At 71.6% G+C, this 17,685-nt stretch carries 15 protein-coding genes and 2 pseudogenes; 9 read left to right on the forward strand and 8 right to left on the reverse strand.

Annotated features, from left to right (window positions below; all coding sequences use genetic code 11):
• Positions 1–6: 6 nt before the first annotated feature.
• Positions 7–459 (reverse strand): YbhB/YbcL family Raf kinase inhibitor-like protein, encoded by a 453-nt coding sequence (locus ACF059_RS29675; RefSeq protein ID WP_392063010.1) that lies wholly within the window; start codon positions 457–459, stop codon positions 7–9.
• Between the two features lie 217 nt (positions 460–676).
• Here ACF059_RS29675 and ACF059_RS29680 point away from each other — a divergent pair, with 217 nt between their 5' ends.
• The gene (locus tag ACF059_RS29680; RefSeq protein WP_392063012.1) at positions 677–1,264 is read left to right on the forward strand and encodes a DUF4352 domain-containing protein; all 588 of its coding nucleotides are present in this window, start codon (positions 677–679) and stop codon (positions 1,262–1,264) included.
• A 103-nt stretch (positions 1,265–1,367) separates the two neighbouring features.
• Here the strand turns inward: ACF059_RS29680 and ACF059_RS29685 are convergent, their stop codons facing one another.
• A complete protein-coding gene (locus ACF059_RS29685; protein WP_392063014.1) occupies positions 1,368–2,300 on the reverse strand; it encodes a sterol desaturase family protein in 933 nt (310 codons plus the stop codon).
• A gap of 200 nt (positions 2,301–2,500) precedes the next feature.
• Here ACF059_RS29685 and ACF059_RS29690 point away from each other — a divergent pair, with 200 nt between their 5' ends.
• The 3 genes from ACF059_RS29690 to ACF059_RS29700 all read left to right on the forward strand — a co-directional run bounded on the left by ACF059_RS29690 (position 2,501) and on the right by ACF059_RS29700 (position 5,487).
• Positions 2,501–4,774: an immune inhibitor A domain-containing protein gene (locus ACF059_RS29690; RefSeq protein WP_392063017.1), complete on the forward strand. Its 2,274-nt coding sequence runs from the start codon at positions 2,501–2,503 to the stop codon at positions 4,772–4,774.
• Between the two features lie 187 nt (positions 4,775–4,961).
• Positions 4,962–5,243, forward strand: a complete 282-nt coding sequence (locus tag ACF059_RS29695; RefSeq protein WP_392063020.1) for a DUF6400 family protein — start codon at positions 4,962–4,964, stop codon at positions 5,241–5,243.
• Entirely contained in the window at positions 5,230–5,487 is a 258-nt protein-coding gene (locus ACF059_RS29700; RefSeq protein WP_366866668.1) for a hypothetical protein, read from the forward strand. Before ACF059_RS29695 ends, ACF059_RS29700 begins: the two co-directional genes overlap by 14 nt.
• 63 nt (positions 5,488–5,550) lie before the next feature.
• On the opposite strand, the gene ACF059_RS29705 is transcribed toward ACF059_RS29700, so the two are convergent.
• The 6 genes from ACF059_RS29705 to ACF059_RS29730 all read right to left on the reverse strand — a co-directional run bounded on the left by ACF059_RS29705 (position 5,551) and on the right by ACF059_RS29730 (position 13,544).
• Positions 5,551–5,979: a MarR family transcriptional regulator gene (locus ACF059_RS29705; RefSeq protein WP_366866667.1), complete on the reverse strand. Its 429-nt coding sequence runs from the start codon at positions 5,977–5,979 to the stop codon at positions 5,551–5,553.
• The gene (locus ACF059_RS29710) at positions 5,979–6,395 is read right to left on the reverse strand and encodes a polyketide cyclase (protein ID WP_366866666.1); all 417 of its coding nucleotides are present in this window, start codon (positions 6,393–6,395) and stop codon (positions 5,979–5,981) included. The genes ACF059_RS29705 and ACF059_RS29710 overlap by 1 nt, the downstream gene beginning before the upstream one ends.
• A 114-nt stretch (positions 6,396–6,509) precedes the next feature.
• A complete protein-coding gene (locus ACF059_RS29715) occupies positions 6,510–7,049 on the reverse strand; it encodes a putative immunity protein (protein ID WP_392063024.1) in 540 nt (179 codons plus the stop codon).
• Positions 7,050–7,234: 185 nt separating this feature from the next.
• Positions 7,235–11,224 carry an amino acid adenylation domain-containing protein gene (locus ACF059_RS29720; RefSeq protein ID WP_392063027.1) on the reverse strand — a complete coding sequence of 1,330 codons (3,990 nt, stop codon included), beginning with the start codon at positions 11,222–11,224 and terminating at the stop codon, positions 7,235–7,237.
• Between the two features lie 213 nt (positions 11,225–11,437).
• Positions 11,438–12,223, reverse strand: coding sequence for a GNAT family N-acetyltransferase (locus ACF059_RS29725; protein WP_392063030.1), 786 nt, complete (start codon positions 12,221–12,223; stop codon positions 11,438–11,440).
• Positions 12,224–12,290: 67 nt separating this feature from the next.
• A complete protein-coding gene (locus ACF059_RS29730; RefSeq protein ID WP_392063365.1) occupies positions 12,291–13,544 on the reverse strand; it encodes a tryptophan 2,3-dioxygenase family protein in 1,254 nt (417 codons plus the stop codon).
• A 187-nt stretch (positions 13,545–13,731) separates the two neighbouring features.
• On the opposite strand from ACF059_RS29730, the gene ACF059_RS29735 reads away from it, so the two are divergent.
• The 5 genes and pseudogenes from ACF059_RS29735 to ACF059_RS29755 all read left to right on the forward strand — a co-directional run bounded on the left by ACF059_RS29735 (position 13,732) and on the right by ACF059_RS29755 (position 17,657).
• Entirely contained in the window at positions 13,732–14,304 is a 573-nt protein-coding gene (locus ACF059_RS29735) for a GNAT family N-acetyltransferase (RefSeq protein ID WP_392063033.1), read from the forward strand.
• Between the two features lie 10 nt (positions 14,305–14,314).
• Positions 14,315–14,779, forward strand: a pseudogene (locus ACF059_RS29740) (ArsR family transcriptional regulator); the annotation flags it as partial.
• Positions 14,776–15,904 (forward strand): annotated as a pseudogene (locus ACF059_RS29745) (MFS transporter). The pseudogenes ACF059_RS29740 and ACF059_RS29745, both read left to right, overlap by 4 nt.
• Positions 15,905–15,966: 62 nt before the next feature.
• Complete coding sequence (locus ACF059_RS29750; RefSeq protein WP_392063036.1) at positions 15,967–16,323, forward strand: hypothetical protein; 357 nt, start codon at positions 15,967–15,969, stop codon at positions 16,321–16,323.
• Between the two features lie 65 nt (positions 16,324–16,388).
• Positions 16,389–17,657, forward strand: coding sequence for a sensor histidine kinase (locus tag ACF059_RS29755; protein WP_392063038.1), 1,269 nt, complete (start codon positions 16,389–16,391; stop codon positions 17,655–17,657).
• Positions 17,658–17,685: the final 28 nt, after the last annotated feature.

The following is a 17,685-nucleotide window of genomic DNA, read 5'->3' on the forward strand; positions in this document are numbered from 1 at the left end:
GCCCGGTCAGCGCTCGTACGTGCCGACCAGGGTGGCAGCGGCCAGTTCCCTGCCCTCGATCGCGCGGTGCACGGTGTCGACGGCCGGTCGGCCGTGCAGGCTCAGCGGCTCGGACAGCGCGTACAGGCGGAAGAAGTAGCGGTGCGGTCCGTGACCCGGCGGAGGCATCGGTCCGCCCCAGCCCACGTGCCCGAAGTCATTGGGCCACGGCAGCCCGCCCCGGGGCTTTTGCCCCTCCTCGGCCCCGGTGGCCGCCGGATCGATGCCGGTGACCAGCCAGTGCAGGAAGGTGCCTCCGGGGGCATCGGGGTCCTCGCAGAGCAGCACCAGCTCGGCGGTCCCCTCGGGCGCCGCCGACCAGGTCAGCGGCGGCGAGAGGTTCTCCCCCTCGCCGCTGTAGCGGCGGGGGATCTCGGCGTGGTCGTCGAACGCGGTGCTGCGCAGTTCCATTGCGGTCATGTGCGGCGCCCTACCCGAGGGCGGCGGCGCGGACACCGGCCCGCCGGGCAGAACACCCGATCAGCGGCGCCCGTACGCGGAGCCGGGAGCCGGGAGCCGGGAGCCGGAGCTTGAGCCGGCATCACGCCGGGATGCGCGTCCCGGCCCCGCCGAGGATGGTGGATCCAGGCTCTTGTTTCCGCGCTCCGCCCGAGCGCGGCGGCCTCCGGGAGGTCCCATGCGCCGTGTACTCGCTCTTGTGCTCTGCGGACTGGTCGCCGCCACGACGGGCTGTGCCGGACAGGCCACGGTCACCACCACGCCGGCCGGCAGCACGTCGGCCCGGGAAGCGGCGATCGCCGTGGAGCGTTCGACGCCCACGCCCACGCCCACACCGTCCCGGTCCGCTTCCGCCGCCGTGGGGGCCACCATCGATCTCACCGGCCTCAAGGAGGGCGAGAAGCTCGCGGTGACGCTCGTGAAGCTCGTCGATCCGGCCCGGCCCAAGAACCCGTACCTCACGCCGGAGGCGGGAGCCCGGTTCGTGGCGGTCCAGTTCCGGCTGAAGAACACGGGCACCGACGTCTACCACGACTCCCCCGGCAACGGCGCGAAGCTCGTGGACACCCAGGGCCAGCAGTTCGACGCGACGTACGGGGGGACCACCGCCGGACCCGAATTCCCGGGCAGCATCACCGTCGCGCCGGGAGACACGGCGCTGGGGTTCATCACCTTCGACGTTCCCAGCGCATCCAAGATCGTCAAGGTGCAGTTCACGATGAACAGCGGGTTCTCCCGCAATACGGGCCAGTGGAACGTGCCCTGACGCCTGGTCCAGCTGCGGTACGGCCTCCACTTCTCGGCGAACGCCTTGCGGGGGCGGGCGGGCGGAGCCGCCAGGTCGTCGCCCCCGCATGGCCGCCCACGCCCTACCCGGATCCCGCCTCGGCCTGCTCCGCCCGGTTCGGCACGGCGGGCAGGCCCCGGCCCTCCTCTTCCGGATGCGCCGTACACGCGCCGCTCGCCCGGAACGGCTCCGCGAGCTGGGCGAGGTAGCCGACCGGATAGTCGGGCTTGGCCGCCATTCCGAGGTCCGCGCTGGTGAACCGCCGGGCCGGGTCGAAGGAGTAGGTGCCCAGCATCCGGTCCCAGATGAGCGTGAAGAGCCCGAAGTTGACGTCGCCCACCCCCGCCCACTTCAGGTGGTGGAAGCGGTGCCCTTCGTTCAGCGCCAGTACCCCGCGCAGCGGCCCCACGCGGTAGTCGGCGTTGGAGTGCTGCAAGAGCAGCTGCACGGCCGCCGCCAGGGAGAGCCCGGCGGCGACGTCGACCGGCAGCCCGATGACCAGGAGGGGAGCGACGCCGGCGGTCAGTTCCACACTCTGGTGCAGGGGATGCTTCATCAGTCCGTTGAACCCGTAGAACCGGTTCACCGAGTGGTGGACCGCGTGGAACCGCCACAGGATGCCCACCTTGTGACTGGCGAAGTGCACCAGCGTGATGCCCGCGTCCGCCGCCAGGATCGCGAAGAGCACCTGGAGGGCGAAGGGCCAGCCGTGCGGCCACACGTCGGCGACGGTGACGACGGCGGCCAGCAGCGGGATGGCGGTCACGCTCGCGAGGACCAGGGTCTCGTTGACCACGGCGTGCGCGGTGTCACGGCCGCCGTCCCCGGCGGCCTCGTTCCACTCGGGGAGGTACGGCACGAGGCGCTCGGCGGTGAAGGACGCGGCTACCGCGACCGCGAGGAGAGCGAGCAGCCACAGCCTTGAGGCGCCCGCAGCCAGTAGAGCGATGCCCGCCCCGTTGATTCCCAGCAGCAGGAAAGGGGCGTAGAAGAAGCGTACGAAGTCGTTGCCCATGCCCCTCAGCGTGCGCCGCACCTGCTCGACCGGCTTGGACGGATCCGCCGCGCTCTCCGCCGGCGTGTCGCACCCTCCCCCTCTCCTCCCCCGACCTACACCTATCCATGACCTGTCACATGTGAAATATTACCTGCGCTGCGGCACCCCGCCGGGCTCAACTCACGGAAAGGCACGCCACGTTGCGCAGACTCGCTGCGGTGGGTGCGGCGATATCCCTCGCCGCCCTCACCCTCCTCTCCGCCCCGGCCGTCGCCGCCACACCACCCCCCGCACCGCCCCTCGGCGGGCCGCAGGCCGAACACGCCGCCGCCCCGCCGCCCGCGCCGCTGGAACTCCAGAGGCAGTCCCTGCGCCGCCAGGCCCTCGAAAGCGTCGCCGCGGGCGGCGCCGAGGGGTTGCGCGCGGAGGCGGACGGCACCCTCCCCCGCACCGCGAAGATCGGCAAGCGGTACGTCGAACTCGCCCAGGAACGCAAGGACAAGGTCTTCGTCATCCTGGCCGAGTTCGGCGATCAGACGGACCCCCGCTTCGGCGGCACCCCCGGCCCCCTGCACAACACCATCGGCAAACCCGCCAAGGACGACAACCACACCCTGTGGCGCAAGGACTTCGGACGGGACTTCTACCAGCGGCAGTTCTTCTCCACCGACCCCGGATCGGCGTCGATGCGCGCCTACTACCGGCTCCAGTCCTCCGGCCGCTACGACATGGACGGCACGGTCTCCGACTGGGTCAAGCTCCCCTACAACGAGGCCCGTTACGGCACCGACAACTGCACCGAGCCGGGCCAGTGCCGCACCAACTGGGACATGATCCGCGACGCCACCGCCGCCTGGTACGACGCCGAGCGCGCGAAGGGCCGTAGCCCCGGGCAGATCAAGGAGCAGCTCGCCGAGTACGACGTGTGGGACCGCTACGACGCGGACCACGACGGGAACTTCGACGAGCCGGACGGCTACCTCGACCACCTGGTCGTCGTGCACGCCGGCAAGGACCAGACCTGGGGCGGCGGCGCCCAGGGCAAGGACGCCGTCTGGGCGCACCGCTGGTTCGCGTACTGGAACCAGGCCGGCAGCGCGGGGCCGGAGGGCAACAAGGCCGGCGGCACCCCGGTGGGTGAGAGCGGCATATGGGCCGGTGACTACCTCACGGGCGGCGAGAACAGCGGAGCCGGGCTGTTCTCCCACGAGTTCGGCCACGATCTGGGTCTGCCCGACCTGTACAGCTCGGACGGGGACAACAGCGTCAACTTCTGGTCCCTCATGTCTTCGGCGTCCTACCTCGGCAAGGGCCCCAACACGACGGGCGAGTTCCCCGGCGACCTCGACCCGTGGAGCAAGCTCCAGCTCGGCTGGCTGGAGTACACGGAAGCCGACGCGGGCCGCAAGACCCGTGCGGTCCTCGGTGTCTCCGGCTACAACACCGAGGACCCGCAGGCGCTGCTGGTGCACCTGCCGCCCTCGGTGACGCGTACCGAGCTGACGGACCCGTACGAGGGCGCGAGCCAGTGGTGGAGCGGCACCGGGGACTTCATGGACAACACCCTGGGCCGTACGGTCGACCTCACGGGAGCCGGCTCCGCCCGGTTCGACGCCCGGGTCTGGCACGACATCGAGCAGGACTTCGACTTCCTGACGGTGGAGGCCTCCACGGACGGCGGCACGAACTGGGCGCCGTTGCCGGGCACCGTCGACGGGGCCGCCATCCCCGCGAACGGCGTCTCCGGCACCTCGTCCGGCTGGCGGGAACTGAGCGTGCCCCTGGACCGGTTCGCCGGACGGAGCGTCCAGCTGCGCCTGCGCGTGACCTCGGACGGCAACACCCATGGCAAGGGTGTCACCTTCGACGACCTGCGGATCACGGCGGACGGCCGGGAGGTGCTGCGCGACGGCGCGGAGCAGGGTGCGAACGGGTGGACGGCCCACAAGTGGTCGCGCACCGAGGGCCGTACGGGCACCGCGGAGCACCCGCGCGCGTACTTCGCGGAGAACCGCCGCTACACGGGCTACGGCAGCCTGCTGAAGACCGGCCCGTACAACTTCGGTTTCAGCGGGGACAAGGTGGAGTTCTACCCGTACCAGCAGGGCGTGCTGATCTGGCTCTGGAACACCGAGTACAGCGACAACACCACCAAGGCCCACCCGGGCGCCGGTCTGCTGCTGCCGGTCGACGCCCGTCCCGAGCCGCTGCGGTTCGCGGACGGCAGCCTGCTGAACGCGCGCGCCCAGACGTTCGACGCGCCGTTCTCGCGCCGGGCGAGTGACCGGATCGTGCTGCACAAGGCCGGCGCGCCGGTCGTGGTCCCGTCGCGGCCCGGGGTGGCCGTGTTCGACGACCGGCACGGTTCGTACTGGAACGCCGAGCTGCCTCAGCTCGGGGTCCGGGTCCCGGACACCGGAACGCGGATCACGGTGGAGAAGGAGGCCGCGGGCGGCGCCCTCACCACCCTCCAGGTCAGCCCCTCGCCCTGAGGTCCGGGACCGTTGCGGACGGCTCCGGCCGTCCGCAACGGCCGACGGTGGTCCTGACCGGGGCCGGGGCCGGTGCCGGGGCTCGGGGACCTGGGCGGGGGCCGGAGCCTGGGCTCGGGGACCTGGGCTTGTGACTCCGCCCACCCTCTCTTGACCCGGGAAGGAAGGGCTACCTAATTTCGACAGCATGGCCCCCGACTCCCCCGTCCCCGTCCCGTCCCCCGACGCCTCCGGCGCCCCCGCGCTGGTCGACTTCGCGGTCGACCTCACCTCGCAGGAGGTGCTCCGGCGCGCCCAGGTGATGGAGGCCCTCGGCCCGGACTGGAATCCGGTCGAGGTGCTGCTCGGCGAGGAGGAGGCGTACGACCTGCTGTACTCCGGGCTCGACGCGGGGCAGCAGCGCCTGTACGACGACCTGGTCGCGGCCGGTGTGCTGCCCGCGCGAGGAGACGGCCGTGCTGCCCATTGACCCGCAGGCCGACCCCGGGCGCCGCGCCTGGGTGGCCTGCCCGAAGTGCGAGGACGCGGGCGGCTGCGAGCCCTGCGCACAACGGCGTACCTGCTCCACCCACTGGCGCTACCTGCTCACCAACACCGGCAGCCTGCTCCACCTCCAGTGCCCCACGTGCACGCACGTCTGGGTGCACGAGACCGGCTTCGGCGCCACGCGCTCGCTGTGGAACCGCGTCGTCGGCATGCTGCCCGGCTCCTGAAGCGCGCGGACTACCGCCCGGCTGGGCGGGACGCCCGCCCAGCCGGGCCCTGACCTCCGGGCGTCACGGCGCGGGACGGGCCAGTCGGCCGAGCAGTTCCACCGCCTCCTGGACGGCGACCGGCTGGAAGAAGCGGGCGTCGGCCTCTTCCACGGCGGCGATCGCGCGCGGCGCCAGTTCGGCGCCGGCGTCGGTGGCGCGCAGCCGCTTGGCACGGGTGTCGGCCGGATCGGTCTCGCGCTCGATCAGCCCCTTGGCCTCCAGGGCGCGCAGCACCTGCGAGGTCATCTTGACGTCGGTGCCCGCCTGACGCGCCAGCGCCAGCTGGTTGGGCTGCTCGCCCTGCGTGTTGAACCACCAGGTGCAGGCCAGCAGCACGAACTGGACGTGGGTCAGGCCGAGCGGGGCCAGGGCCGCGGCGATGCCGCGCTGCCAGCGCAGCGTGGCGTGCCAGAGCAGGAATCCCGGACTCTCGCCCGGGGCGAGGGCCATCAGGCGCCCGCCAGCTCGACGAGGGCGTCCATGGTCGAGGGCCAGTCGGCGGTGATGGCCGGGCCGATCTGGGGACCGACCTCGTCGGCCGCCGCCCCGGTGATCTCCATCCGGTACGTCACCCGCGTACGCAGCCGCTCGCCCCGGTCGAGCCGGTGGACGGTGCGCAGCACCAGGCCGTCGAACCGGGCCTCGTCCACGAACAGTTCGCCCACGACCGCTTCGGCGATCCGCAGGTGTACGGGGTCCGGGCCGGCCGGGTTCATCACGATGTCGGTGCCCGCCGCGAACGGGCCGCTGATCTCGATGCTCTCGATGTCAGCGTTCCACTTCCCCCAGGTCTCGACGTCGGCCCACAGGCGCCAGATCGCCTCGGGCGCGACAGTGGTCTCGGTGCTGTGCTCGTACGTCCACATCAGGGGGCTCCTCGGCTCGGACTGGAAAGACTTCGCATAGATTATCTGCGCGCAGACTATCTGTCCATACGGGTCCCTCGCGGGCCCCGAAAACGTCCTCGCAGCCGCTCGCCCTCAGGCGCGCAGAGCGGCGTCCAGCTCGCGGAGCAGCTCCCCCACGCGCCCGTCTCCGGGCGGCGCGGCCGGCAGCCGGCCGAGCACTGCGGGGACCGCTGCGGGTGCGTGACGGAGGGCCCAGTGCAGGGTCCCACCGGTCTCACTCCCACTCCGATCTTCGGCCGCTGCCCACTCCTCTGCCCGCGCCGCATGCGCTGCCGCACCGAGGATGTGCTTCACCTGGTGGGCGCTGGCCTTGGGATGGAGGTACGCGGCGGCCGCCGCATGGCTCGCCGCCCGTGCCGCGTCGACCGCGGCGGGTGAAACGGCCTCCCGCGCGGCGCGGTAGGCCGCCCACGCGCTCTGGCGCAGGGCGGCGGTGCGCCGGCCGCCCCCGGCGAAGGCTTCCGCCGCTTCGATGGCCTCACGGGGGCGTGTGTCGGCGGGCAGGCTCTGTTCGAAGACCGACAGGACCCTCCGCGCGCAACCGGCCGCGTAGCCCGCGATCTCCCGCAGCTCGTGTTCGCTCAGTTCGATGTCGTCCGGCTCCGTGGGCACCGCTCCATGGTGCCGCATCCCCCTCGGCCGGGGGTGACATTCAGGCCGGAGGAAGCCGGGAGGGCGCGGTACAGATCACGGCCCGGCCCTGGGGCCGGGAGCGCCACTCGCGGACACTCCCGGCCCCCGGCCCGCGGGCCGTCAGGCGGCCGGGCCGTCGACGTACCGGCTGACGGGCACGCGCCTCACTCGACGGGCTCCGGCGTGGCGAACCTTGCGGCGATCAACGAGGCCAGGACGTCCGGCTGTTCGGTGAGGAAGTAGTGCCCGCCGCCGGGGACCTCCTCCAGCTCGATCTGCGTCGCGTAGCGCTCCCACCTGAGGTACTCGCGCTCGTACCCCTCGGTCACGCTGTCCGCGTCACCCATGACGACCACGGTCGGAACGGTCAGCCGCTTCTCCTGGCCCTTCTCCGCCTCGACCTGGAAGAGGAGCCCCTGGATCATGTCGTGCCTGATCACGTTCAGGACGGTCTGCAGGTCGGAGTCGTCGAGTGCTCCGTTGAACCCTCCGATCGAGGCCATGTAGGCGTGCAGGTCCTCCGCCGGCAGGTTCGCGGCGACGTCCAGCTGAGCTGCCGGATCGGTTTCGGGCAGGGCGGCGCCGATGTACAGGGCGGCCGGCGGCCGGCCCGTCTGCTCCAGGCGTCGCGCCACCGCCACCGCGAGCGAGGAACCGGCGCAGTGGCCGTACAGGGCGAAGGGACCGCTGAGGGAACTGCTGATCTCCGCGGCGATCAGCTCGACGCTGTCGGCCATGGACAGCAGGGGTTCGTCAGGCTGCGTCGGGTCGTGACCGGGCAGTGCGGCCGCCCACAGGGCCATGCCGGGCGGCAGCTCGGCGGCGAGGCCCTGGAAGGCGGCGGCCGTGCCGCCTCCGTACGGGATGCACACGAGCGTGAAGTCCGCGTCGGGCTCCGCTTCCGGCCCCGCGCCCCGCCCCGCTGCGGGACCGGTCATCGGACGCAGGACCGGCTGCTTGCCGTCCGACTCCGCCAGTTCCAGGATGCGGCGGGCGAGCCGTACCGGGGTGGGGTTCTGGAACACGTCCAGTACGGAGAGTCCCCGGCCCACCCGGCGGGCCAGACGCACCGCCTTGAAGGAGTCACCGCCCAGGTCGAAGAAGTCGTCCTCGGCGCCGACGTCCGCGATCCCGAGGGCGTGGCCGAAGGCGTCGACGACCTCCCGCTCCAGGGGAGTCCGCCCGGCCGCACCGCGCTCGGCGCGGGGGTGCGCGTACGCCGGCTCGGGCAGGGCCCGGCGGTCGAGCTTGCCGTTGGCCGTCAGAGGGATCTCGTCGATCGCCATGACGGCAGCGGGCACCATGTGCGGAGGCAGGCGCAGTGCCAGCAGGCGGCGCAGCTCGGCGGGATCCGGGGCGCCGGCGGCGTCCTCCAGCACCGCGTACCCGATCAGTGCGTCGTCTCCGACCGCGTCCTTGCGCGCCACCACGCAGGCGGTCGTGACGCCCGGGCACGCGCGCAGGGCGGCCTCGATCTCCCCGAGCTCGATCCGGTAGCCCCGGATCTTGACCTGGTCGTCCGCGCGGCCCCAGTACTGGAGGAGCCCGTCGCGCTGCCGCCGGGCCAGGTCCCCGGACCGGTACATCCTGGACCCGGGGGTTCCGAACGGATCGGCGACGAACCGGCCGGCCGTGAGCCCCGGCCGGTCCCGGTACCCGCGGGCCACCTGCTCCCCGGCGACGTAGAGCTCGCCCGTGACACCGGGAGGAACGGGCTGCAGGTTCGCGTCGAGCAGGTAGAGCGCCAGCCCCGGCAGGCTCCGGCCGATCAGGCTGCCGGGCTGGGCCGCGCGGGGCGCGCTGTCGAGCGCGATGTGACTGGCGTGGACGGTGGTCTCCGTGATCCCGTACATGTTGACCAGGACGGGAGCGTCGTCGGCGTGCAGCCCGTACCAGTCCTCCAGCCGGGCCAGGTCGAGCGCCTCGCCGCCGAAGACCACGTAGCGCAGGGCCAGCCGTTGGCCGGTCGCCGGATCGTCCTGGTCGGCCTGGAGCAACTGGTAGAACGCGGAGGGGGTCTGGCTGAGGATGCTCACCTTCTCCTCGGCGAGCAGCCGCAGGAGCTCGTCCGGCGACCGCCTCGTGGTGGTGGGGACGACGACGAGGCAACCGCCGTGCAGGAGCGGTCCCCACAGCTCCCAGACGGAGAAGTCGAACGAGTACGAATGGGCCATCGTCCAGACGTCGGACGCCCGGAAGTCGAAGAGCTGGCGGGTGGCGGCGAACAGGGCCAGGACGTTGCGGTGGGGCACGACGACGCCCTTGGGGCGTCCCGTGGAACCCGAGGTGTAGATGACGTAGGCCGCGTTGTCCGGCGAGGTGGGGCAGCGCAGTTCGCCGGGCTCCAGGTCGTGGCGCGCCAGACCGGCAAGGTGGGCGAGGGTGGTCGCGGCATCGGTCTCCACGGTGGGTACGTCCGGCCCGCAGGCCCCGGCGGCCACCGCGCCCGACGTCGTGAGCAGCAGGAGGGGTTGCGCGTCCTGGAGCAGGAACCCGATCCGGTCCTCGGGGTAGTCGGGGTCGACCGGGAGGTACGCGGCTCCCGATTTGAGGACCGCTAGCAGGGCGACGACGAGGTCGGCCGTCTGCGGCATCGCGACCGCCACCAGCCGTTCCGGTCCGGCGCCGTGCTGGACGAGCAGCCGCGCCAGTTGGTTCGCCCGCGCGTTCAGTTCACCGTAGGAGAGCGAGGACGTCCCGGACGCCCCGGACGTCCCGGACTTCACGGCCGGTGCGTCCGGTGTCCGGGCGGCCTGCGCTTCGAAGGCGTGCACGAGAGTGTGGTGCGCGTCCTCCGCCGGCTCCGTACGGTGCGGGCGGACCTCCAGGAAGCGGCGTCGTTCGTCGGCGGCGAGCAGGTCGACCTCGCCGATGAGGCGCCCGGCGTCCGTGACCACCTGGTGCAGGAAGGACTCGAACCTGGCGCGGTGGTCCTTGAGGTCCTCGGCGGTGTAGAGGCCCGCGTTGGCGTCGAATCCGAACTTCAGGCCCTCCGGTGTTTCGTAGGCGCCGAACATGAAGTCCTCGATCGGACCGGGCGTGATGTTCTGGTGCCGGGCCGGGCACCCAGCGAAGGTCAGCCCGGCGCCGAGCGTCAGGACGTTGGCGAGGGGACCGAAGATACGTGCGTCCCCGTGCGTGCGCCGGAAGTCGCGGCGCATCTCCTCGAAGCGGTAGCGGCGGTGCGCGCGGGACTCCCTGATCTTCCCGCCGACCTGCGCGACGAGCTCCGAGAAGCGCAGCGAACCGGGGACGCGCAGCCTCAGCGGGATCACGTTGGAGACCATGCCGGGAGTGGTCGCCGAGGGTCCCGGTCGGCGGTTCGCCACCGGCAGTCCGACGACGACTTCGGCCGAGCCGGTGAGGCGACCGAGGTAGGCGGCGAAGGCCGCGATGACGATGCGGGGCAGGTTCGTCCCGTGGGTGCGGGCGCACGCGTAGACGAGGTCCGTCAGTTCGGCGGTGACGTGCCAGGTCTCCCGGACCGGCACCCCCGCCGGCATCATCGCGTCGTCGCTCAGGGCGGGTACGCGCTCGATGCCCTCGAACTCCTGCGACCAGTAGCGGCGGTCTTCGGAGAACTCGGCGGACGAGCGGTAGCGCTGGTCCTCCTCGACCAGGGCGAGCAGCGTGTCGAACCGCGTGTCGGGTACGGGCCGACGGGCGGCCAGGGCGTCGTACACCTCGGCCGCGCGCTGCGTCAGGAGGTGCGTGGAGGCGCCGTCGGCACCCAGGTGGTGGAGTTGGTAGAACCAGATGTGCCGTTGCGGGGATACGCGGAGGATCGTGTGCCGCTGCATCTCGCCCAGGACCGGGCTCAACGGGACGCCGGCCTGCGCCCTCATCCAGTCCTGGGCCGCCGTCCACGGCTCCTCTTCGCCGGTGAAGTCGACGAGGGGAACGTCCACGGCCGCGTCGGTTTCCACGCGCTGCCACGGTCCTTCGGCGTCCTCACCGCAGGATATGGACAGTGACTGCGCCTCGTGCGCGGTGCGGCGGACCGCTTCCCGGAGTAAGTCAGGGCTCACCGGACCGGTTATGTCCAGGAACTCGTTGATCAAGTGGGCGAGCTTGGAGTCGTCCAGCTGGAGTCCGTACCAGATTCCGGCCTGGCCTTCGGTCAGCGGGAGCCTGGGTGCAGACGCGTTCTCCATGGTTCAAGAAACCCCGTTCATGAGGGAATGGCGTGCCCGCTGCCATCCGGAAGCACGCCGGCGAGCGGATCCATGTGCGAGTCCGCGGCCCGATGCTATTCATGCGATTCCCGTCGAACGGCCGAGCCGAAATCCTGTTGAAAGGTTCCGTTTCCGCGCGCAATCGCGCGAAGTACCGGGCGGCCGGGACGCGTGGTGCTCGGCAGCCGCTCGTCAGCCGCGTTCGAAGCAGTGCGAGTGGCCGATGACGCGGAAGCCGCGGCGTGCGTACCAGTGCCGTGGCCAGTCCGTCGCGTCAGCCGTGAGGAACCGGGTGCCGCACGCCTCGTCGGCCGCCCAGCGCAAGGCGGTACTCAGGACGGCGTCGGCGTAACCGCGCCCGAGGTGGGCCTCCGAAGTGATCAGGTCCTCGATCTGGGCCACGCCGGTCGCCGGGTCCAGATAGAGATCGGCCCACGAGGCGACCTCGCCCGACTCCGTACGGGCACCGATGAAGTGCACGGCGTCGGCCCCTCGGCGGCGGGCCTCGCGCCGGTCGACGAGGTGGCGCAGGACCTCGTCACCGACGTCCGGGAGGAAGCCGCGCCACCGCCGGGTGAGGGGGGTGCGCAGCGCGTCGAGGTCCACTTCCTCGGCGGCCCCCCCGGCCGGTACCGGGCCCTCGTGGAACATGACCAGATAGGTGGAGTGGGTGTATCCGGCCCGGAGCATCGGTTCCGCGCACGCCCGCGCGACCTCGTCGTCGAGGACCGAGACGAGCCGGTGCGGGAGATGCCCGAGCGCCTCCTCGGTGACGGCGGGCAGCTCCTCCGGGTCCAGGGCCGTGTCGATGACGACCTGGTTGTTCGCGCGGGAGTGCGCGAAGGCGTCGTCGTAGACGGCGAAACCGCCGGGCAGGTCGACGGTACGAGCGGCCTGGCGGCGGGCGAAGGCGGAGAGGAAGGCGTTGATCGGTTGCAGCGCAGGGTCGGGTTGCGGCGCGGGGTCGGGGTCCGGCATGAGGTGAGCGTAGGCAGCCGCGGCCGTGACCGTCTCCGCATTTTCCGGCGACGGTGGACGCTGCGGCTCATCCGCTCGTACCCAGCTGCCAGAACAGCCGGTTCTCCAGGCATCGCGTCAGGTACGGAACACCGTCGGTGTGCCCCGAGCCGCGCTCGTCGCCGAGCATGCGCACGGCGAGGCTGCGGTGCGCCGACTTCCACCGCTGGTGCCGGCTCTCCAACCGGCTCAGCGCCGCGTCGAGGCGGTCCCCGTCCGCCCCGCCGATGCCGCCCTCTCCCCGGAGGTCCCGATAGGCCCGGGCCAGGGAGTCATGGCCGACGTCCACCGCCTCGGCGCGAACGGCCGGCACGCTCGTGAAGGCCGCCGATTGCAAGCGCGACGCGGGCGGAAGGCCGCAGAGAATCTCGAACCGTTTGTACTGTTCGGACTGAATGGCACTGGCCCCCTGCGTGAACTGCCGGAAAGCGGAGAATTGGCCCGCCCGCATTGTGGCGGCTATACGGAACAATGCGGCGGCGCGCTCGAACAGGGCCACCGCGTGGTCTATGCGTTCTGCAGCTCCGCCCGGGCACCCGACACGCAATTCTGTGATCGCCGCCTGCACGTCTGCCGCCAGCGCGGTGAAGAGCATTTCATGCGCTTGCAGGACGCGGATGAAGAAATATTCGTCATGGAGGACGGAGACGGGCTGCACGGTGACGTCGAACCACCTCCAGGTCTCCGTTGTGGGTGGCCGGGGCAGCTGATCGGCGAGGTCTTCCAGGCGGGCCCGGGATACCTCCCCCAGCCGCGACGGCAGGCTGTCGGCTTCCGGCCGACTGTGGCCATGCGTCGCGAGGCGCAGGGCGTGCCGCAACCGTGTGGCCAGTGTCGCCTCGTCCGGGCGACCTGCGCCGGGCCCCTCGCCCGACCCGTACGCCGCCTTGACCTCGAAGCGGACGATGTCGGATATGAGCAGCGTGGACATGCGTTCGGCGCTCGGCGCGGACTTTTGTTCGCCGTCCATGAGCAGCTCCAGGACCGGCAATGACAGGTAAGTGCGATTCCAGAAACGTCCCTCGTGTTTGTCGAGCGCACAGTCGAGAAAGGCATCGAGAAAGGGGCGGCCTTCGGTATGTCGGCGACGGATCTCACTGAGCTGGATCAGAAGATGATCCGGTAGGAAATGTTTTCCGGTCCGCCGCACGTGTTCCGTGACGGACCGGGCGAGGGAAATGCCGTCGGCTGCGTCCGGAACCTGCTCGGCGGCCGCCCACCGCCTGGCCTCCCGCTGCGTCGACGTACGCGATCCGCACCTGTGACGAAGTGAGGAATTCATCGCCACGCTCCTCTCCCATGGTGTCGCCGGCTCTGGAGACCACTAGGCATGATCAGAACGCCGCAGGTCATGTCTCGGACATTCGTGGCTTGACAGGACGCAGAACGGCCGCCTCCGGCACCGTCCGCCCGTCGCCACGGCCTGGTCCGGGCGGGCTGCGACACAGGCGCCGTGACATCGTGGTGCCATGACCATCGAAGTGCGCCCGGCTTCGGTCTTCGAGGACGTCCGTGCCCTGCTCGGCCCGAAGTCCCCCGGATCCAACGTCTGCTGGTGCCTGAGCTACCGCATCCCGTCCAAGCTCAACAACGAGCTGCGCGGCCCGGCCCGCGGGGCCTACGTCGCCGAGCTGAGCCGTGAGCAGCCCCCGCCGGGAGTGATCGCCTACGACAACGGCGAGCCGGTCGGCTGGGCCGCCGTCGGGCCGCGCTCGGACACCTCCTTCGCCCACAGCCGGAAGATCCCTCACGTCGACGACCTGCCCGTCTGGTGCGTGTGGTGCATCCGCGTACGCCCCGGTCACCGGCGCAAGGGGATCTCCCACGCCCTCATCGCGGGCGCCGTCGACTGCGCCCGCGCCCACGGCGCGCCGGCGATCGAGGCCTACCCGCTGGACAACGGCGACGCCAGGGTCGACCTGACGATGGCGTACGCCGGCATCCGGAAGAACTTCGAACGCGCCGGCTTCAGCCACGCCGCCGACACCACCTCGGTCCTGGCCGGCCACCCCCGCGTCCTGATGCGGCTCGACCTGCGCTGACACCACGCCAACTCGTCTCGGCGAGAGCACCGGCACCGTCAGCTGGCACCTGCGGCACCTCGCCGAGCACGGGTTCATCGAGGAGGAGACGGGCCGGGGCACCAAGCGGGAGCGCTGGTGGCGAGTCGTGGAGGGCACGAAGGTCCTGGAGACCTCCGACTTCAGCGACGACCCCGACACCCGGGGTCCGCTCTCCGTCTACATGCACCAGTTGGTGTAGCAGTACTTCAGCCGGGTCACCCACTACCTGAGCGAGAGCTGGGACCGGGACTGGCGGCGTGCCGGAACCATCTCCGACTGGCGTGACCTACGCCTGACCCCTGCTCAGCTAGCCACCATGAACGAGAAATTGATGGCCGTCGTAGCCCGTCACACCCTCCCGGCGGACGCACAGCCGCAGCCCGGGGCACTGCCGGTCATCGTGCAGATCCAGTCGTTCCCCCGCAGGACCGTGGAACGGAGCGCCGGAGAATGAACTCGAAACGGAGAGGGAAGCCCAAAGCGAACCTCGGTCTCCTGCGACGGCATCGGGACTTCCGTCTGCTGTGGTGCGGTGAGACCGCCGGGAAGTTCGGTGCTTCCGTCACCGCGGTGGCGATGCCCTTGATCGCAGTCTCCACCCTGCACGCCGACCCGTTGCAGGTCGGCTTACTGAGCGCTTCGGCCTGGCTGCCATGGCTCGTCATCGGGGTTCCCGTCGGTGTCTGGGTCGACCGCATGCGCCGCCGGCCCATCATGGTGACCGCTGCCGCGGTGTCCTTCGTACTGTTCGCCCTCGTCCCCCTCGCCCAGCGGACCGGCCACCTGAGCATCGGCCTGCTGATGGCCGTCGCCCTGCTGACGGGCACGGCCGCGGTCTTCTTCCAGACCGCCTACAGCGCCTACCTCCCCAGCCTCCTCGACCCCGCGGACCAGCCCGAGGGCAATGCCAAACTCCACGGCAGCGCGTCCGCGGCTCCGTACGCTGACCCTGTTCGGGGCCGCCTCGAACCTGGCGCTCATGGGCTACCAGTCCATCCAGGTCGTCTTCCTCGTTCATACCGTCGGCCTGGCACCCGGCGCGGTCGGCGGACTCATCGCGGCCACCAGCGCGGGCGGTATCGCCGGGGCGCTCCTCGCACGCCGTACCTCCAGCCGTATCGGGACGGCCCGTGCCACCTTGCTGTTCGAGCTCGGCTTCGCGATGTTCGCCCTGCTGATACCGGCCACCTTCGGCGGAGCCGGGCTGGTCCTCTTCGTCGTCGGCGGGTGGTGCGTAGCGGCGGGCGTGGTCGCCGGCAACGTCATCAAGGCGAGTTTCCAGCAGCGCTACTGCCCGCCGGAGCTCCTCGGGCGCCTGACCGCGAGCACGGCTTTCCTCAACTACGGCACGATCCCGCTGGGGGCCCTGCTCGGCGGCTGGCTCGGCACCGTCTACGACCTGCGCACCGCCCTGTGGATCACGACCGCGGGAGTACCGCTCGCCGCGCTGATCCTGCTCTTCTCCCCGATCCGGCGCTCCCGCGACCTGCCCACGACTCCCGCCTCCCTGGGTGGCCCGAGCGGCCCGAGCGGCCCGAGCGCGGTATCCCGTCCGGACCTCTCCCCGCAGTCACGCTGACGCCGGAACCGCGCACCACGCCCGTGCGTCTGTCGCGAGAACGGGGGACGAGGGAGACGACCATGAGCCGGACACCGGGTGCGCACGCGCAGGGCACGGAGACCGTCGGACGCGTGATCGCCGGTGTGGGCGCGACGGCCGGGGTGCTCGTCTGGGTGCCACGGGCGGCTTTCAGCATCGACGGCGGCTTCGAGGGCCACGCCAGGGACCTGAGCGTGATCTACGTCGATCTGCCGCTCATCGTGCTCGGCGGCATCCTCATTCCGCTCACGGCCTGGACCCTGACCCGGCGGTGGGCGCGGCGCCCCTGGGTCGCGGCGCTCGTGGCCGTGGCCGCGCTCGCACTGGGGCTGTGGGGCCTCACCGAGTGGTGGATGCCCCGCCAGGACCCGGACCCGGGGTACCGGGGAGGGCTCTGACAGGCGGGGGGCTTCGGGGCGACCGCCAGGGAGCTCTCCGGTGACCCGTGCGGCGATACTGGCCGATGATGATCAGGGGAATCCGGCCGCTGCTGCGCGGCTCCACGTACACAGGTGCGCTGTTCGCCTTCGGCGGCGCGCTGGCGAGCCTGCCCCTGCTGCCCTTCGCTCTGCTGCCGCTGGTGATGTGGGAATCCGCTCCGAAGGGAGCGCAGACCGTACTGGTCCTGTCGGTCTGGACGGTACTGGTCGCGTTGGTCGGCCTGGCGCGTCCCGTACGGCGGGCGCTGGTCGCGTCCGCCCGTCGGCTGCTGCGGGTGCAGCTGCCGGATCCGGTGGCCGGGCGCCGGCCCCCCGGTTCACCTCGCCCCGACCGCTGGCGGACCCCGCTCTGGCTCGTGCTGCACGTGGCGCTGGGCTGGGCGGGGGTGGTGACGAGCGGGGTTCTCCTGCTCGCCGGCCTGACCCTCCCGGGCGGCCGGCTCGGCGCCGAGCTGGAGCTGAGCCTGTTCGGCTGGTCGGCGCGGGTGGAGGACGGCTGGGGCAGCTGGGTGACGGGGCTCGGCTGCCTCCTGCTGGCGGCGGCGGTGTGCGTACTGGTGACCAAGACCCTGCGGTGGTCGGCGCCCCGGCTGCTGGGACCCTCGGCCGCCGAACGGCTCGCCCTGGCCGCCGAACGCGAACGCCTCCTGGCCGAACGCAACCGCATCGCCCACGAACTGCACGACTCGATCGGCCACACCCTCACCGCCGCCACCATCCAGGCCGCCGTGGCCGGCGAGGTCCTCGCCGCCGACCCCACCGCCGCACGGGCCGCCATGCGCAGCATCGAGGAATCCACACGCGCCGCGCTGGAGGACCTGGACTACGTCCTGGGAGTGCTCCGCGAGGAACAGTCCGGCACCGCGCCGACCCGGACCCTGGCCGACCTCCCCGAACTCCTCGACCGCCTGCGCCACGCGGGCGCCGTCGTCGAACCCGAACTGTCCGGCGACCTCACCCACGTCCAGGGAACCCTCTCCCGCGCCGCCTACCGCATCCTCCAGGAAGCACTCACCAACGCCCTGCGCCACGGAACCGGCGACCCCATCCAGGTCCACGTCACGGCCACCCCCGACGGACTGGACCTCACCGTGATCAACCGAACCGGCGCACCCACGGGCACCCGTGGCGACACCGGCACCAGCCCGCGCACCTTCCCGACCTCCGGCCACGGCCTGTCCGGCCTGGCCGAACGCGTTCGCCTCCTCCACGGCCAGTTCCAGTCCGCCCCGGACGGCCCGCACCACTGGCGCCTCGCCGTCCGGCTGCCCGTACGAGGGGGCCGAAGGTGACGGGACGGCCCCGGACACGGTACGAAGA

The sequence above is a fragment of the Streptomyces sp. NPDC016562 genome, from assembly GCF_043076955.1.
Classification (GTDB): Bacteria; Actinomycetota; Actinomycetes; order Streptomycetales; family Streptomycetaceae; genus Streptomyces.

What these genes read in the sequence shown, in the direction of transcription:
- ACF059_RS29675 (WP_392063010.1), bottom strand. Translation starts at nt 459, where the DNA reads ATGACCGCAATGGAACTGCGCAGCACCGCGTTCGACGACCACGCCGAG.
- ACF059_RS29680 (WP_392063012.1), top strand. Translation starts at nt 677, where the DNA reads ATGCGCCGTGTACTCGCTCTTGTGCTCTGCGGACTGGTCGCCGCCACG.
- ACF059_RS29720 (WP_392063027.1), bottom strand. Translation starts at nt 11,224, where the DNA reads ATGGAGAACGCGTCTGCACCCAGGCTCCCGCTGACCGAAGGCCAGGCC.
- ACF059_RS29755 (WP_392063038.1), top strand. Translation starts at nt 16,389, where the DNA reads ATGATGATCAGGGGAATCCGGCCGCTGCTGCGCGGCTCCACGTACACA.
- ACF059_RS29685 (WP_392063014.1), bottom strand. Translation starts at nt 2,300, where the DNA reads ATGGGCAACGACTTCGTACGCTTCTTCTACGCCCCTTTCCTGCTGCTG.
- ACF059_RS29695 (WP_392063020.1), top strand. Translation starts at nt 4,962, where the DNA reads ATGGCCCCCGACTCCCCCGTCCCCGTCCCGTCCCCCGACGCCTCCGGC.
- ACF059_RS29730 (WP_392063365.1), bottom strand. Translation starts at nt 13,544, where the DNA reads ATGAATTCCTCACTTCGTCACAGGTGCGGATCGCGTACGTCGACGCAG.
- ACF059_RS29735 (WP_392063033.1), top strand. Translation starts at nt 13,732, where the DNA reads ATGACCATCGAAGTGCGCCCGGCTTCGGTCTTCGAGGACGTCCGTGCC.
- ACF059_RS29725 (WP_392063030.1), bottom strand. Translation starts at nt 12,223, where the DNA reads ATGCCGGACCCCGACCCCGCGCCGCAACCCGACCCTGCGCTGCAACCG.
- ACF059_RS29710 (WP_366866666.1), bottom strand. Translation starts at nt 6,395, where the DNA reads ATGTGGACGTACGAGCACAGCACCGAGACCACTGTCGCGCCCGAGGCG.
- ACF059_RS29705 (WP_366866667.1), bottom strand. Translation starts at nt 5,979, where the DNA reads ATGGCCCTCGCCCCGGGCGAGAGTCCGGGATTCCTGCTCTGGCACGCC.
- ACF059_RS29750 (WP_392063036.1), top strand. Translation starts at nt 15,967, where the DNA reads ATGAGCCGGACACCGGGTGCGCACGCGCAGGGCACGGAGACCGTCGGA.